This window comes from Paenibacillus oryziterrae, assembly GCF_042610485.1.
Taxonomy (GTDB): domain Bacteria; phylum Bacillota; class Bacilli; order Paenibacillales; family Paenibacillaceae; genus Paenibacillus_AQ.
Genome location: NZ_JBGJZO010000011.1, coordinates 140887 through 157582 on the forward strand (window position 1 = coordinate 140887; position 16696 = coordinate 157582).

The following is a 16696-nucleotide window of genomic DNA, read 5'->3' on the forward strand; positions in this document are numbered from 1 at the left end:
TATTACGGACAGAAGTGATAGAGCTTTTGTACGGTAAAGGGGAGACTTCAATGTCTGCCCTTTTTTTGTGTACAGATTTGACTGTAGTGATTCCAATAGAGAAATTGGTGTTCAATATATAGGTGGGACAATTTTACTATTTTTGAGGCGGGGAGTCTCCAGCCATTGGAACCCTTGAGTATTTTTGCTAAGATGAATGCAAACATGTGATCTTATCTTTTTCGAGGAGGAAACGAACTTTGCCTGAACTTACAGCATCAAAAGTAGATTCGTTTGCGCCTAATGCCGTTGCCATCAAGAACGGACAAGGACTGGTTCGCAAAAAGAGCTTCATACAGCTCAACCGCACGGATGACGGATCGTTGCTCTTTGGGTTGTGCTCGGGGAGCGGGAAGACGCCTTATGAGTGCTCTGTAGATTTTATCGCGCCGGAGAGTCCGGTGTTCCGCTGTAGCTGCCCAAGCCGCCAGTTTCCATGTAAGCACACGCTTGGTCTTATGTATGCTTATGCTGAAGGACAGGATTTCACAGTCGCAACAGTTCCGGAAGATATCGCCGCTAAGCGCGAGAAGGCCGGGAAACGGGAAGAAAGCAAGAGTCAACTGGCCGATGACGTGGAGAACAAACCCAAGAAGGTTAATAAATCCGCGCTCAAAAAAAAGATTAATACCCAGCTTGAAGGACTTGATCTTCTGGAGAAGCTCGTCCTATCCCTGGTACGGAGCGGGTTATCGACGATTGACAGTAAAACACTGAAAATGATTAATGAACACGTGAAACAAATGGGCAATTATTATCTGTCCGGTGCGCAGATCGAATTGCGCCGGCTTGTACTTCTGCTGGGTAATACTCAAAATCGTGAAGATACCTATACATATGCCGTGGAGCAATTGACACGACTTCATGCTTTTATCAAGAAAGGGCGGACTTATCTAATTGCTAGAGCGGAGGACCCGGAGCTTGCACTGGATAATCAATCTACGATAGATGAATGGCTGGGTCACGCCTGGCAGCTGTCGGAGCTGAAGGAATATGGTCTCACCCAAGAGGGAGCCGAACTGCTCCAGCTGGCCTTTTACAGTAAAGACGATCAAGCCCGCCTGGAATATGTTGATGTCGGATATTGGCTGGACCTTACGAGTGGAGAGATTCATCGTACTGTGAACTATCGTCCATACAAAGCAGCCAAGCTGATGAGGGAAGAGGACAGTTTTTTTCAGATCGTGCAGACTCCCTTATTGTATACATATCCCGGAGACATGAATGTCAGGGTGCGTTATGAGGAAATGAAAGCCAGAGATATTACTGCGGCCGACATGACAATTCTTCCTGCTAAAGCACAACGTTCCTATTCAGATATCCTTAAGAAGGTAAAAAATCAGTTGAAGAATCCGCTCGGTGACAAATGGCCTGTACTTCTGCTGCATGCAGCAAGCCTTGGGGTCACTGAAAGCGGACAGTTCGTAATAACCGACGAATCGGGAGTCCAGTTAGTTCTGGAGGATATTCCTTCACTGCCGCAGGGCACGGTTCAACTGCTTCCCTATCTGCCGGCTTCTTCGCATACAGATTGCCTCCTATTGGTCATGTTCGAGCATCATTTGGATCAAGGACGTCTTGTTGCTCAGCCGCTGACTTGGATCAAAGGTGAGGTTATCACCCGGTTGTTGTATTAACTTATTCTGATGAATTGGCAATTTTCGTATGTTTAACTAAAGGGGGATAGCTTGTGAGTACAGCGTTATTACAAGAGCTCCATCAAGAGCTTAGGAGATTATATATTGCCGGAAGTGATTTGGCGTCAGGGGATTTCCGGCTGAAACGGCTGCTTCCGCAGTTTGGGCAGCTCGGCGAGCGGGCTGCAGTCTTTAAGAGACTGGGCGATGGAATTCTTTCACTGGTAGAGTCAGACGGCGGTCAAGGGACTACGGCGGCTGTGCAATTGCAGGAGCTGACGCTGCTGCTGGAATCGGTGCTCTACACGCAAGGAGTCAGCTCTCCAGATCGCGAACCCGGGATGCTGCAAAGTGTGGATTTTCCACTGGGCACCACGTTCTCTTACCGCAAGCTTGCTGCCGTACGGCAGGCTTTGACGACTACCGGCGGCGGCAGATATGAGATCATAACCGAGGCTTACAAAGAGGGGCTTTTTCAAGATTTACGTCTGCTTCTGTTGACGATTCCTGCACTGAATGATCCATATAATGAAATCGCTGAGTTCGTCACGACTGACATTCTCCCATCCTATGGGCCGGAGATTGCCCGTCATTTAATAACCGGATTGGATCTGACTGGCGGCAAAACCGAGGTTCGTAAGCTGCGGGTTATTGCTAAAACGGGTTGCGGCGAAGTTGCCAGCGAAGTTATGGATGCCGCGTGGAATGGGACAGATGAGATCAGGGTGGCTGCCATAGAGTGTATTACAGGGCATGGTGAATATACCGCGGAATTGCTGGAATGGACAAAAGATAAGAAGAAGGTAGTACGTGAAGCTGCATATACGGCATTGGCCGCAGGTGAAACTCCGCAGGGCCGGGATACCCTGTATGAGGCGTTCTTAGGAAAGGACAGAGGACTGGCGGCGGATGCCCTGGCTAAGTGGCCATCGGAGGAACTTTCAGAGAAATTGGCTGTACTGTTCAGTGAAGAGCTTCGTCAGGCACCGCATACCGGTGAGAACGAGGATAAGAAGAAAAAAATTGCGGCTTACTGGAACAAAATGGAGCCCTTTCTGACCGTATTTGCAGGTGTGAGAAGTCCGCAGCTGGAGGAGATATTCAGTGATGTGCTGCGTGAATATAAACGTTTCTCTTCCCTGGGCTGGATTCCGCTGATTGATTGTGCGGCAAGATATTTGGAGCAATCCACCACTTCAGAAGCCTTGAAACTGCTTCATGATATGGAAAGTGAGGATCTCCGTTATCTGCCCAGCCATTTCCGGGCGGCGCAGCTACAACTCTCACCGAGGGATGTGTTCAAGCAGTTCACTGGCTCGATATTGGATAAGCTGAAATCCATCGTCTCCAAAGAAGCCAAGCAACGAGAAGAGCTGCTGCTAGAGACAATTAGGCGGCAGATTGACAGCCAGGAAGTGGTATTCTACAAAGTAGCTTGGAGTGTTTCAAGAACAGACCGGCTTCTCTCCAGAGAGTTCAAGTCGGCTGACAAAATTGCTGCTGATTGGGATAGCCGCTGGCTGGATTGGTTCCTTGAACGGGATGCCGTGGATATGGTCTGCGCCTTTGCAAGGCCGGGACATAGCGGAGTCCGAAACTATCTGCTGGACAAATTACAAGAGCAGGGAGACTACAGAAGAGATCATCATTACTACCAGCATATCTTCATGGGGCTGGAGCGGGCCGGCATGGAGGAGTCCCGCCGGCTGGACCTGCTGATATCGACGCTTGAAAATGACAAGACTTATCATCCTTATGTGTTTGATTTTTATCTCTTCAATATGATGCTTCAATTTCCGGTAAGCTATATTGACCGCATTGACGGGCTTCGTTCCATTTACAGTTATGAATGTATCCAGCAGATTGATTTTCTGATCCAGTATCTGCAGCGCACTAATAAATAACCCATATTACCCTCGTGACACCATGCATCAATGAAGGAGATGTGAATATGTCAACGGAACAAGATCAGCTACAGGATGTTATGCGACTGCCTGCTGAGGTATTGTATCGCGAAGAACTGGAAGCCCTGCGCAGAGAGGATAACGGAAAGATCCCTGCCGGCTGGCAGATGTCTCCCCGGTCGGTATTAACCTTTATCGCTGGCGGCAAGGCGGGATCAACTATAATAACGCCCAAATATATCGGTAATACCCGCCTTATTGAAATGGCAGTCGCCACGCTCGTCACCGACCGGGCACTGCTTCTGATCGGCGAGCCGGGAACAGCGAAGTCATGGCTGTCCGAGAACCTGGCCGCAGCGATCTATGGCAACTCCGGACTGGTTGTCCAAGGAACTGCCGGAACCAGTGAAGAGCATGTGCGATACTCCTGGAATTACGCGATGCTGCTGGCGAACGGGCCTACACCGGAAGCATTGGTCAGAAGCCCGATTATGCGCGCGATGGAGGACGGCGGTATTGCCCGCTTTGAAGAGATTTCCCGCTGCGCTTCAGAGGTGCAGGATGCACTCATTTCTATTCTGTCAGAGAAGACAATCTCTGTTCCTGAGCTCGGCAAAGAGACCAGCGCACGCAAGGGCTTCTCGATAATTGCCACAGCCAATACCAGAGATCGCGGAGTCAACGAAATGTCTGCCGCTTTGAAGCGGCGGTTCAATATTATTGTGTTGCCTGCCCCGTCAGATCTAGAGACTGAGGTGGCAATTGTGAAGAAACGTGTTGCAGAAATTGCTTCCTCTTATGAGCTTCAGGCCTCTATTCCGGCAGATGCAGCGCTGCTTAAAGTCGTTACGATCTTCCGTGAGCTGCGCAGCGGAATGACGCTCGATAAGAAGGAGAAGGTGAAGTCTCCAGCAGGAGTTATTTCCACCGCTGAGGCGATATCGCTGCTGACGAACAGTATGGCACTGGCGGCAAGCTTCGGAAATGGAGATCTGACGGACAGTGATCTAGCTGCCGGTCTTCAGGGAGCGATTGTCAAGGATGACGACAAGGATAAGCTGGTCTGGAAAGAATATCTGGATAATGTGATGAAGAAAAGGGGAAGCGAGTGGCGCGGATTGTATCAGGCCTGTAAGGAGATGAACGAGTGAACCTCACTTCTGAAGCAGGAGTTCATATATTCGGGGTGCGTCATCTGTCTCCGGGCGGTGCGAAGCATCTGCTGGAATATCTGGAGGAGCTTCAGCCCACGGCGGTGCTGATCGAAGGGCCGAGTGATGCGACCGGTGAAATCCGCCACTTGACGCATGGCTCAACGAAGCCCCCGGTAGCTATTCTGGCTTTCACCGATGAGCTGCCGGTGCGTACAGTACTGTGGCCATTTGCCGTCTATTCTCCTGAGTATCAGGGGATGAAATGGGCTAAGGAGAATGGGGCGGAAGCTGCTTTTATTGATCTTCCCTCGTCCGTTACACTTGGAATACAGGAATTGTGGAAGCGGGAGGAAGGTACAGTAGAAGAATTGAAGCCCTCCCTGAACGAGAGCATTGAGCCGCCGGGCGGTGAAGCTCAGGAATATAAATCTGTATATAGCCGGATAGCCAGTCTAGCTGGAGAATACGATTATGATATGTACTGGGAACGTAATTACGAGCATAATCACAATCCGGGTGCGTACCGGGCCGCCATTCTTACCTTCTCAGAGCACATGCGTGAACTGTCAGAAGCCAGTGAGCAGCAGGAGCAGCCGAAGGAGCATGCTTATAATCTTGTACGTGAGTCCTTTATGCGGCGGCAGATCCAAGACAAGATCGCAGCCGGACATGAGGCGCAGAAAATCGTGGTGATCTGCGGTGCTTATCACGCCGCTGCCCTTGCGGATTTATCGGCGGCTATGAGTGATGACGAGTTAGCCGGATTACCTTCCCGCAGAACAAAGCTGACGCTGATGCCATATTCTTATTATAAACTCTCCAGCATGTCCGGTTATGGAGCGGGGAATGGCGCTCCTCACTATTTCCAGATGATGTGGGAAGCTATCGAAGCCGGGACACCGGAGGAATTGCCGCATCTCTACCTTTCCACGGTTGCCCGGTTCATCCGAAGTGAAGGCACACACCGGTCTACTGCCGAGGTAATCGAAGCCGTTCGAATGGCCGAATCGCTGGCGGCTCTTCATGGAGGAAGTGTCCCTGTGCTGCGGGATTTAAGGGACGCTGCTCAGACACTATTAGGCCACGGAGATCTTGCTGTTGTAGCGGAAGCACTGGCCAGAGCGGATGTGGGAACGGCTATCGGAAGCTTGGCCGAGGGAGTAAGTCAGACTCCGATTCAGGATGATTTGAACCGCGAGCTCAAACGTCTGAAGCTTACGAAGTACAAGACCACCGTAGCTGCGGGGCTCTCGCTTGATCTAAGGGAGAACAGGAGAGTGTCTTCATCCGAAGCGGCTTTTCTGGATTTGAATCGTTCTGTATTATTCCACCGTCTGGGACTGCTGGGCATCACCTTTGCGAAGGAACAGCCAAGCGGCCAGCAAGCTGCGACCTGGGGGGAGAACTGGATCATCCGTTGGTCGCCTGAAGTGGAGATTCAGGTTGTTGAAGCTACCTTATTAGGCGAGACCATCGAGATCGCTAGTGCCTATGTACTTCGCGAGAAGCTGAACGAATGCCGTTCCATAGCAGAGGCCTCCACACTGATTAAGCTGGCCTGCCAGTGCGGGGTGGCCTCGCAAATGGAAGAGGGAAGAAGTGTGCTTCAAAGCTTGGCGGCGGATAGCCGGGATGTTGTGCAGATTGCAGCGGCTGCGAGTGAGCTGGCCGTTATTATTAGATTCGGTGACATTCGCAGAGTGGATACAGAATCGCTGATACCGCTGCTGGAGCAGTTGTTCCGGCGCGGCAGTCTGTACCTGCTGGACAGCTGCAATTGCAATGATGAAGCCGCAAACGGCCTGGTGATTGTCATGAATGAGCTCAACCGGATTTCGCTGGATTATAGTGAAACGGTGGATGAAGGGTTATGGCTGCAGGCGCTGCAGCAGTTATCGGAGCGGGATGACCGTAATCCAAGGTTATCCGGGTTCGCCTGCGCCATATTGATGGAACGAGGAGCCATAACGCCGGAGCAATGCGCTACCGAGGTTTCGCGGCGACTGTCTCCCGGCATTCCTGCGGAGCTTGGAGCAGGCTGGTTCGAAGGGCTCTCCATGCGCAACCGCTACGCTCTGCTGTCACGGCTGAGTCTATGGGAGCAGTTGAATGATTATATACAATCCTTAGAGGATGAAGAATTTATCCGTGCTTTGGTTTTTTTAAGAAGAGCCTTCAGCTCCTTCTCACCTAAGGAAAAGACGATGATCGCCGAAATATTGGGTGAGCTATGGGGTGTGAATGCAGAACAGGCCGCAGAAATTCTTACGGGTGAACTGAGAGAGGAAGAAACTAAAATGCTGGAAGATCTGAATGATTTTGATTTTGAGGACTTTTAAGGATGACTGCCAGCAGAGAAGCAAGTGTATCCCGGTGGCGCCTGATTCTGGGCCAGGAAGCGGAAAGACAATTGTCATCCTATGTGGAGGGCGGCCGTCTGATGCTAACAGTCGAAGAGCAGATTATGGATGCGGCCTTGGCCGCTATTTATGATGACACTGGAGCAGGAGGCAGCAGCAATTCGGGAGGATTTGTGAAAGGGAGGGGTGCAGGTTCTGGTCATGGTGCGGTTCATCTGTCCAAATGGCTGGGGGATGTACGGTCTTTTTTCCCGGAGGATGTAGTCTCGATTATTCAGAATGATGCCATGGAACGAAAAGGGTGGAAGGAGCTGCTGTTCGAGCCTGAGCTGCTGGCCACAGTGAAGCCTGATATTCAGTTGGTGGGAACGCTGCTCTCCTTGAAAGGGAAGATTCCTGAGAAGACCAAGGAGACAGCCCGGCTGCTCGTCAAAGCTGTAGTGGATGATCTGGTGAAGCTGCTGGATAGCGACATCCGCCGTGCTGTCACCGGAGCACTGAATAAGCGGGAACATTCACCACTGCCATCTTTGAGCGGACTGGACTGGAAGCGGACCATTCAGCGGAATTTGAAGCATTATGATACGGAGCGCAAGCGGATCATTCCTGAGCGTTTTTATTATTTCGACCGTGCCCGCCACAGCAAAGAGTGGACCGTTATTGTTGATATTGATCAGAGCGGTTCGATGGCCGAGTCGATTATCTGGGCTTCAGTTATCGGTTCCGTTTTTGCCAGCATTCCGGCTCTGGATACCCGTGTGGTCGTATTCGATACAGAGGTTGTAGATTTAACGGAGCAATGTGCTAATGACCCGGTCGATATGTTGTTTGGGATCCAGCTTGGCGGAGGGACGGACATTCATAAGTCGGTGATGTATTGTGAGCAATTTATTGAAGAGCCCCGTAAAACATTGTTTATTATCATCTCAGATTTGTATGAGGGCGGCAACCAGTCGGGACTAATTCGCCGGATGCGTGAAATGCGTGAATCGGGCGTCCGGACATTGTGTCTGCTGGCTTTGTCTGATCAGGGCAAACCCTTTTATGATGAGCAGACTGCCAAACAGCTTTCGCGGGACGGAACACCTTGCTTCGCCTGCACGCCGGCTTTACTTCCGGCATTGGTGGAAGGCGCGCTAAAAGGGTTGGACCTGGAGGAATTAGCTAAACGATTGGGCATTCTGTAGTACAAAGGTATACTAATTATTTCTATCTTTGCATTCACATATTGTGTAAGCTGCATATATCATTTATAATCGGTTATTAAAAAGCAGCAAAAAATCAAATTCAGGAATCAGCTTGAAAGGATATGAAATTCATATGTCAAGTAAGCTAAGAGCAGGTATAGTTGGCGGTACCGGTATGGTAGGCCAGCGGTTTATCGCACTTCTGGAGAATCACCCTTGGTTTGAGGTTACTGCCATCGCGGCGAGCGCTAATTCGGCGGGCAAAACGTATGAGGAATCGGTAAAAGGCAGATGGAAGCTGTCCACGCCAATGCCGGATAACGTTAAGGAGATTATGGTTCAGGATGCTTCCAAGGTTGAGGAAGTGGCTGCAGATGTAGATCTGATCTTCTGCGCTGTAGATATGAAGAAGGAAGAGATCAAAGCGCTGGAGGAAGCTTATGCTAAGACAGGTACTCCAGTCATCTCTAATAACTCAGCACACCGCTGGACTCCGGATGTACCGATGGTGATTCCTGAAATCAACCCGGAACACCTAGAAGTCATTGCACAGCAAAGAAAACGGCTCGGTACTGAAACTGGATTTATCGCCGTTAAACCGAATTGCTCCATCCAAAGCTATATGCCGGCACTTCACGCGCTAAAAGAGTTCCAGCCCTCGCAGGTTGTTGTAACCACTTACCAGGCTATCTCTGGTGCAGGCAAGACCTTTACGGATTGGCCGGATATGGTGGATAACGTGATTCCATACATTGGCGGAGAAGAAGAAAAGAGCGAGCAGGAGCCGCTGCGGATCTGGGGTAGCGTAGATGGCGAAGGCATTACTAAGAGCCAGCTTCCAGTCATCACTTCCCAATGTATCCGCGTACCTGTTGCGGATGGACATATGGCTGCGGTATTCGTATCTTTCGAGAAGAAGCCGTCCAAGGAAGACATTCTGGAGAACTGGAAGAAATTCGCCGGACGTCCACAGGAATTGGGATTGCCGAGCGCACCGAAGCAGTTCATTACCTATTTCGAAGAAGAGAACCGTCCTCAAACCCGTCTGGACCGTGATATTGAGAACGGAATGGGTGTCTCCACCGGCAGACTCCGCGAGGATTCGCTGCATGATTACAAATTCGTCAGTCTCTCCCACAATACCCTTAGAGGTGCTGCCGGAGGAGCTGTGCTGATCGCTGAACTGCTGAAAGCGGAAGGCTATATTCAGCCGAAGCAATAATATAACTTGCATATTTATTGTCTCATCCACAGCCCGCTATGCTCACGCATTGCGGGCTGTTAGCGTATAATGACTTAACATCGACTTAAGGTAATGGTATGATAGATAAAGTGCAAGTCGTAAACTAATGGAGTGATACAATACAATGGGCGCAAAAAGCAAGGGCGGCGGAACTGGCCGGGGAACTGGAAGCAAAGGCTGGACCCGATGGAACAAGACGGCGAAGCCGGTAGTCGCAAAGAGAAATACCACAGCTAAACCAGGAGCTAAAGGACCGGAAGGTGCGAAAGCGAATACGGTCAATAAGAACCGGGGCTAATACTTTCTTAGCCTGACAGGGTACGATAGATCACCGTAGACTTGAACATCCAGTACAGCAACATGTACTGGATGTTTTTAAATCAAGGGGTACAACCCGGATAAAGTAAATATAAGAAGGTGAAAGCTTGAGAATCGGAGTGTTTGATTCGGGAATTGGCGGAATTTCTGTTCTGCATGAGGCAATGAAACATTTGCCTCATGAGGACTTTTTATATTATGCAGATACCTTGCATGTGCCTTATGGGCCAAAGAGTAAGGAAGAAGTCAGCACTTATGTGAAGCAATCGGTAGAACAAATGATCAGTGAAGAGATCAAGGCGCTTGTGATCGCCTGCAATACCGCCACAAGCATCGCGATTGCGGATCTCCGGACTGCTTACAATATTCCAATCATCGGTATGGAGCCGGCGGTGAAGCCTGCTGTTGAACGAACCCGTTCCACGGGCAAAAGAGTACTGGTCTTCGCCACAGAATTAACCTTAAAACAGAACAAATACAAGGAGTTGGTCTCCCGCATTGATGATCAGAGTATCGTAGATTCATTGCCGCTCCCGGAGCTGGTAGTGTTCTGCGAGTCTTTGAACTTCGACCGGGAGATTATTACGGCCTATTTTCATCAGAAGCTGGCGCAGTTTGATCTGAATGCCTACGGCACGGTGGTGCTGGGCTGCACACATTATCCTTTTTACCGAGAACTGTTACAGCAGGTCCTGCCAGGGCATATCGAAATTATCGACGGCAGCATTGGTACCGTTAAGCGGTTGGTCCGCGTGCTGGAAGCAGGGCATTGTTTCAATACTCAGGGCAGCGGCGATATTACATTCATGTGCTCTGGTGGAGAACCGGAATATATCCGCACCATGGAACAGGCACTCGGGATTCTCTGCGCGAAGACAATAACGCCATTATAGTGTCCGGGAGGCAGGAGATTAAGGTGCAGAATTGGTCTACGCAGACTCTAGTCTGGATAGCCTTGGTGGTTGTTGTAATTCATGATCTGGAGGAGATTATTTGGGTGGAGCCACGACTTAAAAAGAACAAAAATGAAGTCGTTCGTGCGCTTCCTCGCCGGATGAAGAATCGGTTGAGCACCATGCTCGATATTACCAGCGGCAGAGTATCAAAGATACTATCTGTTTTTGGCTATTCATTCGCTCTTTTTTAATTATGTGTTCACACGTTGCACAGTCTATTTTGCTGAAAAAATATACACCCGGGAGCTTACGATGGGATACATAATGAATCTTAGAAGGCAGGTTGGAACACAGCCTTTGATCATGGCCGGGGCATGTGTCATCGTTAGGGACAACCTGGGACGAATTCTTTTGCAGCATCGGGTGGATAATGGTTGTTGGGGGCTGCCTGGAGGGGCACTTGAACCGGGGGAATCCATGGAGGATGTGGCCCGGAGGGAACTGCTGGAGGAAACAGGTCTGCTTGCCGGGGAGTTAAGACTGCTGAATGTTTTTTCAGGGGAATCACTCTATTATCGGTACCCAAACGGCGATGAAGTCTACAACGTGGTTAGTGCTTATATCTGTGATTCTTATTCAGGCAGTTTGAAGGCTGAGGAGTCGGAGGTTAAGGATCTCCGTTTCTTTGCGATTCCGGATATTCCCCGTGAGTTAAGTCCGCCAGAGGTTCCGGTAATTGAGAGTTATTTAGCGTGGATTGATAGTGAAGGTGGAGAGGGTGGTGCATCAAAGGTTATAGATGGCGTAACATTTGTGACTCGGGATCAGCAGCCGGGAGGAATGGTGGTGGAGCCGTCTGGTGTTATGCGAGGTTTGCGGCGGAAGGAGTTGTCAGGTGCGGTCCGCAGTATTCAACGGGATGAGCTGCCACAGCTGCTTCTGCTGTATAAGCAATTGCAAGCCGATGATCCGGAGCTGGAAATCACCGATTCTCTGATGGAGCTATGGGAGAGGATCTTGGATGATCCTTGCATGGAGATTCTTGCACTTGAACAGGACGGCCAAATCGTCTCTACCTGTGTGCTGCATATTCTCAAGAATCTGACCCGGAATGCCAGACCCTATGCGCTGATCGAGAATGTGGTGACGCATAAGGACTACCGGAGAAGAGGGTTAGGCCAATTGGTTTTGCAAAAAGCTGTGGAAATCGCTAAGGCGCATCAGTGCTATAAAATCATGCTGTTAACGAGTTCGCCGCTGGAATCAGTACATCGTTTTTATGAACAAGCCGGGTTTAAGAAGGGTTTGAAAACAGGTTTTTTGATGAAACTGAACGGAACAACTGAATAGAGATAGACCGCCGAAAGCATCGGGGGATTTCGAAGTCATTGGACTTCGGGATCTCCCTTTTTTTATTTCCATAATTTTGAATGGCCAGTATAATGAGAGGGTGAACCAACGTGGAAGTATTCGTATCCAAGCGAGATGAACAGACTTTAGCCATCAAGATGAACAAGTTTAATAGCGAAGACGTAACGAAGATCAAGCGATTAAAAGACCGGAAATGGATTCCGGAAGATGTTGTTTGGACGATACCTTACACCATCGGGAATGTGGATCAGCTGCTTGAAGTCATCATAAACGATACTTTGATTGTGGAGACTAGTCTCGCAAAAGAATGCAGCATGCTCCAGGAGAGGCTTGATGTTCAGAGGAATACCTCGCCAAAGAATTCTCCTTCAAGAAATGCTGCCACAGGGAATGCTGCTGAAAGAAGTGCTGATTCTCAAAAAAATGCTGCACCTCAAAAAAATACTGCTCCTCATAGTGCTACTGTTCAACCGGCGGGTGCGCACGGTCTGGAGTGGAACAGTGATCTGAAACAGCGGCTGAAGAACGAATTGATCCTACGGGGCTACAGCCCGAAAACTGTAAAGGCATACTGCAGCCAGGTGGAGCGTTTCGTCAACTATGTGCGGGAAGTAGATAATACTAATCGGATACAGGAATACTCGCGTACAAATCGGATTCAAGTATACTCGCTATCCTTGTTGGATCGTAAATGTTCTCACGCCTATATTAATCAAGCCATTAGCGCCATCAAGTTTTATTATCAGAAGGTACTTCTAGAGGATGAACAGGTCTCTTACGTTAGACCCAAAAAAGAAAATAAGCTACCCAATGTAATGTCTATGCAGGAAGTGATGCTAATCTTAAAATCAACCGCTAATCTGAAGCATCGGGCTATTTTATACTTAACCTATTCCTCTGGATTGCGTGTAGGTGAAGTGGTTCGATTACGGTTTCAGGACATTGATCCGGAACGCAGAACACTGCATGTACGCCAGGGTAAAGGAAGAAAGGACAGAGTAACAATTTTGTCCAGCGCTGCTTTTGAAATCGTTGAGCAGTACGTCAGCCAATATAGACCACAAGAATGGCTGTTTCCGGGACAAATAGGGGGCAAGCATATAACAGAACGTTCCGTACAAAAATGTTTTGATCAGGCACTGGAGGCTTCAGGCATCCCCAAACAAGTAAGTCTCCATTCACTCCGCCACTCGTTTGCCACGCACCTATTGGAGGGAGGTATAGATATCCGGTACATTCAGGAGCTGCTGGGCCACCAAAGCTCACGAACAACCGAGAGATACACCCACGTCAGTGTAAAAGATGTCCGGCGCATCCAAAGCCCGCTTGATCAGATGGATCAGAAACAATGAGAAGTAGAGTGGCGAGGAGTATGGGTGCAGGAACAAAGTGCAAATAGGGATATTCACGAACTACGTGAACATCCCTAAAGTAAGTAGAGTTTGGGAAGGTGTTCGTAAAAAAGACGTTATGTGAAATCTTCTTAAGAACTATATTAAAGTACATAACTCAAAGGAGCGATAAACAATGATATCGTTTGATGATTTACAACCTCACTGGGAAAAACTCGTTCAAAAAGCAGAAGAAGTTAGTCTTAAAGGTTTGACGGAACCAGAACGTATCTGGTACACCACTAGAGTTTTAATTGACAGTGTAGGTGATGGGGGAATAATTAGTTTCTATTACAATACTGGTGCAGATGATCTGGAAGAAACAATGGAAGACTTAAAAAAGATAAAAGCAGATAAAATTATAAAACTACTTGAAAAAGTAAATAATCTCTTTCCTAATGGACAAGTTCCAAAAGATATAGATGAACGAAATGACATTATTAGCTCTTGGGAAGATGAAAGAATAGAAAGTCTTTTGGAAAGTCTTGATGATAAATTCATTGAACATCAAGAATACCTTGAAAAGAAAGTAGAACCATATATTAATCAAATACTACCACAATAATTATACTGTAAGCAGACACAAGGAGACGAAGACTTCACATAACAATATATTCACGCTGCGGGCCATACGGCCCTGGGTCTGCGGAAGGAAATTCGAGGAAGTGAACTCAGGCAGACAACCCTACGGGTTCGTGAATACGGGAACGTTATACGACAGAACGAAGAGATATAATAAATTAGCAATAACAAACCCATACATTATAGAAGGGAACAAAGATGAAAACTATAAAATATTTATTAATAGGTATCTCATTAGCTTCCCTCACATTAATGTTTCTTTACTATTATGATCATAAAAAGGAGATTATTGATCAAGATTATACAGAAATAATTGTAACTCGGGATTATGGAAAGGAAATAGTAAGAACTATAACTGATAAAAATCAAATAAAGGCAATAATAAAAACTATTAATACTTCCAAAAGGCAAGATTCATCAAAACTAGTTTTTGAGAAAGGACCTGATGGAACATTAATATTTCAAAATAGTAATAGCTCAAAGGAAGTAAAATTCTTTACAGAAACTGGAGATATAATAACTGATAAATACTTAATACAAGTAAAACTAAATCTGAAATAACCATCCCGTAGGTAACTCAAAGTTCCGTCGTATAACATTGCATTCACGCTTCGGGCCATTCGGCCCTTGGTCCGGCAGAGGCTTTTCGGGGAAGTGGAGACAGCCGGACACATCCGACTACGTCGGACGTCGTGAATACGGGAACGTTATACGCAACCTTGTGAAATATTTGATAAATGAATAAGAAATAAGGAACGTTCCTTACAGGAACTGACAGATAAACAGATAAATAATAAAAAATCACAAAGACTATAAAGAATATAAAAGCTGTAAAGACTAGAAACGCTACAAAGACTACAAGACTATAAAGACTACAAAGACTAGAAAGGCTACAAAGACTAGAAAGGCTACAAAGACTAGAAAGACTAGAAAGACTAGAAAGACTAGAAAGACTAGAAAGACTAGAAAGACTAGAAAGACTACAAAGGGCAAAGACTACAAAATATGAAAGGCTATTGGAAGCATATTCAAAGAAGACAAGGCAGCGTATAACATTATATTCACACTGCGGGCCATTCGGCCCTGGGTCCGGCAGAAGCTATGAATCGAGAAGTGGAATCAGCCAGACACATCCGACTACGTCGGACGTCGTGAATACGGAAACGTTATAGGAAATTCCCCCGTGTAAGAACAAATCTAAAGAGTAAATATCTATTACATGCTATACAAATCAAGAGCTATACAGATCAAGAGCTATACAGATCAAGAGCTATACAAATCAAGAGCTATACAGATCAAGAGCTATACAAATCAAGAGCTATACAGATCAAGAGCTATACAAATCAAGAGCTATACAAATTAAGAGCTATACAAACCAAGAGCTATACAAATCAAGAGCTATACAAATCAAGAGCTAAACAGATCAAGAGCTATACAGGTCAAGAGCTATACAGGTCAAGAGCTATACAGATCAAGAGCTATACCGATCAAGAGCTATTCAAGTCAAGATCAGTTAGAGGATTCTAAGATGCCACGGGGGAACAACCCATAACATTGTATTCACGCATCGGGCCATACGGCCCTTGGTCCGGCAGAAGTTATGAATCGAGAAGCGGTGTCAGCCGGACATATCCGACTAAGTCGGACATCGTGAATACGGGAACGTTATATGCAATCGAGAGAAACTATATATGAAGAACAAATTAGCCATTACCATTAATTAGGGGTAGTGGTATATTTGTATAAAGCCTAAATTAACAAGTAAATGAAGAATAAAACTACGATAAGACAATAAGAGATATAGAAATATATAACGAAAAGACAGAAGATGAGAAGCTCAAAAAAGACTACAAATCATAAATGACTATCAACACTACAAAAACCAAATATAAAAAAGATGAACAAGATTAAAAAGATTGAACAAGATAATAAAGAATGAAGAGATTATGTTGGGAAATACGAAGAAGTCTCGACAGCATATAACAATACATTTACGCTGCGGTCGGCATAGCCGACCTTGGTCCCGGAAGTTAAGAAGCCAGGAAGCGGATGCCGGGACACACCGACTACGTCGGCGTCGTAAATGCGGGAACGTTATGAGAAATTCGGGTTAAACAATATATGAAGATAGAGCAACAAAGCAAGTAACTAATTAAAACAAAACAAATTAAGAAACTGAACAACAGCAAGACTGAAAAAGAGCAAAGACCGAATAAGAGCAAATATTGAATAAGAACAAAGACTGAATAAGAGTAAAGACTGAACACGAACAAAGACGAAATAAGGTCTAAGATTGAACAAGATGAAAGGCGAATTAAGATCAAGACAGAATAAGTCCCAATACAATATTCAGCAAATTCAGAGATGACCCGAACATCTCATAACATTGCATTCACGCTGCGGGCCATACGGCCCTGGATCTGCCAGAAGTAAAGTCGAGGAAGTCGGGGCAGGCAGACAACCCTGCGAACCTAACCGCGTCGCGGCCGCCCCGTTGGGGCTTAAGGTTCTCGGGTTCGTGAATGCAGAAACGTTATGAGAAATTCGGGTTAAACAATAAATGAAGACAAAGCAAATAACTAATTAAAACAAAAGAAATTAAGAAACTGAAAAA

General features: G+C 47.0%; 13 protein-coding genes. All 13 read left to right on the forward strand.

All coding sequences use genetic code 11. The features are described from left to right. Positions 1–239 precede the first annotated feature (239 nt). The gene (locus ACAN55_RS13960) at positions 240–1676 is read left to right on the forward strand and encodes an SWIM zinc finger family protein (RefSeq protein ID WP_379133639.1); all 1437 of its coding nucleotides are present in this window, start codon (positions 240–242) and stop codon (positions 1674–1676) included. Between the two features lie 53 nt (positions 1677–1729). Beyond that, positions 1730–3580, forward strand: a complete 1851-nt coding sequence (locus ACAN55_RS13965) for a HEAT repeat domain-containing protein (protein ID WP_379133642.1) — start codon at positions 1730–1732, stop codon at positions 3578–3580. Between the two features lie 47 nt (positions 3581–3627). Then, entirely contained in the window at positions 3628–4731 is a 1104-nt protein-coding gene (locus ACAN55_RS13970; protein WP_379133645.1) for an AAA family ATPase, read from the forward strand. After that, a complete protein-coding gene (locus ACAN55_RS13975; protein ID WP_379133648.1) occupies positions 4728–7073 on the forward strand; it encodes a DUF5682 family protein in 2346 nt (781 codons plus the stop codon). Before ACAN55_RS13970 ends, ACAN55_RS13975 begins: the two co-directional genes overlap by 4 nt. A 2-nt stretch (positions 7074–7075) precedes the next feature. Further along, entirely contained in the window at positions 7076–8281 is a 1206-nt protein-coding gene (locus ACAN55_RS13980) for a VWA domain-containing protein (RefSeq protein ID WP_379133651.1), read from the forward strand. A 133-nt stretch (positions 8282–8414) separates the two neighbouring features. Continuing rightward, on the forward strand, positions 8415–9503 hold the full coding sequence (gene asd / locus ACAN55_RS13985) for an aspartate-semialdehyde dehydrogenase (protein ID WP_379133654.1): 1089 nt from the start codon (positions 8415–8417) through the stop codon (positions 9501–9503). Positions 9504–9648: 145 nt separating this feature from the next. Next, positions 9649–9822, forward strand: coding sequence for a DUF3934 domain-containing protein (locus ACAN55_RS13990; RefSeq protein ID WP_379133657.1), 174 nt, complete (start codon positions 9649–9651; stop codon positions 9820–9822). 127 nt (positions 9823–9949) lie between these two features. After that, on the forward strand, positions 9950–10735 hold the full coding sequence (gene murI / locus ACAN55_RS13995; RefSeq protein WP_379133660.1) for a glutamate racemase: 786 nt from the start codon (positions 9950–9952) through the stop codon (positions 10733–10735). Between the two features lie 23 nt (positions 10736–10758). Further along, positions 10759–10989, forward strand: a complete 231-nt coding sequence (locus tag ACAN55_RS14000) for an HXXEE domain-containing protein (RefSeq protein WP_379133663.1) — start codon at positions 10759–10761, stop codon at positions 10987–10989. Between the two features lie 61 nt (positions 10990–11050). After that, entirely contained in the window at positions 11051–12088 is a 1038-nt protein-coding gene (locus ACAN55_RS14005) for a GNAT family N-acetyltransferase (protein ID WP_379133667.1), read from the forward strand. 110 nt (positions 12089–12198) lie between these two features. Continuing rightward, positions 12199–13461: a tyrosine-type recombinase/integrase gene (locus ACAN55_RS14010; RefSeq protein ID WP_379133670.1), complete on the forward strand. Its 1263-nt coding sequence runs from the start codon at positions 12199–12201 to the stop codon at positions 13459–13461. A 175-nt stretch (positions 13462–13636) separates the two neighbouring features. After that, the gene (locus ACAN55_RS14015; protein WP_379133673.1) at positions 13637–14065 is read left to right on the forward strand and encodes a DMP19 family protein; all 429 of its coding nucleotides are present in this window, start codon (positions 13637–13639) and stop codon (positions 14063–14065) included. Positions 14066–14280: 215 nt separating this feature from the next. Next, positions 14281–14643 carry a hypothetical protein gene (locus tag ACAN55_RS14020; protein ID WP_379133676.1) on the forward strand — a complete coding sequence of 121 codons (363 nt, stop codon included), beginning with the start codon at positions 14281–14283 and terminating at the stop codon, positions 14641–14643. The last annotated feature ends 2053 nt before the right edge of the window (positions 14644–16696 follow it).

Coding starts and splice junctions, on each gene's coding strand:
- ACAN55_RS14015 (WP_379133673.1), top strand. CDS start 13,637: ATGATATCGTTTGATGATTTACAACCTCACTGGGAAAAACTCGTTCAA.
- asd (WP_379133654.1), top strand. CDS start 8,415: ATGTCAAGTAAGCTAAGAGCAGGTATAGTTGGCGGTACCGGTATGGTA.
- ACAN55_RS14020 (WP_379133676.1), top strand. CDS start 14,281: ATGAAAACTATAAAATATTTATTAATAGGTATCTCATTAGCTTCCCTC.
- ACAN55_RS13980 (WP_379133651.1), top strand. CDS start 7,076: ATGACTGCCAGCAGAGAAGCAAGTGTATCCCGGTGGCGCCTGATTCTG.
- ACAN55_RS13970 (WP_379133645.1), top strand. CDS start 3,628: ATGTCAACGGAACAAGATCAGCTACAGGATGTTATGCGACTGCCTGCT.
- ACAN55_RS14005 (WP_379133667.1), top strand. CDS start 11,051: ATGGGATACATAATGAATCTTAGAAGGCAGGTTGGAACACAGCCTTTG.
- ACAN55_RS13990 (WP_379133657.1), top strand. CDS start 9,649: ATGGGCGCAAAAAGCAAGGGCGGCGGAACTGGCCGGGGAACTGGAAGC.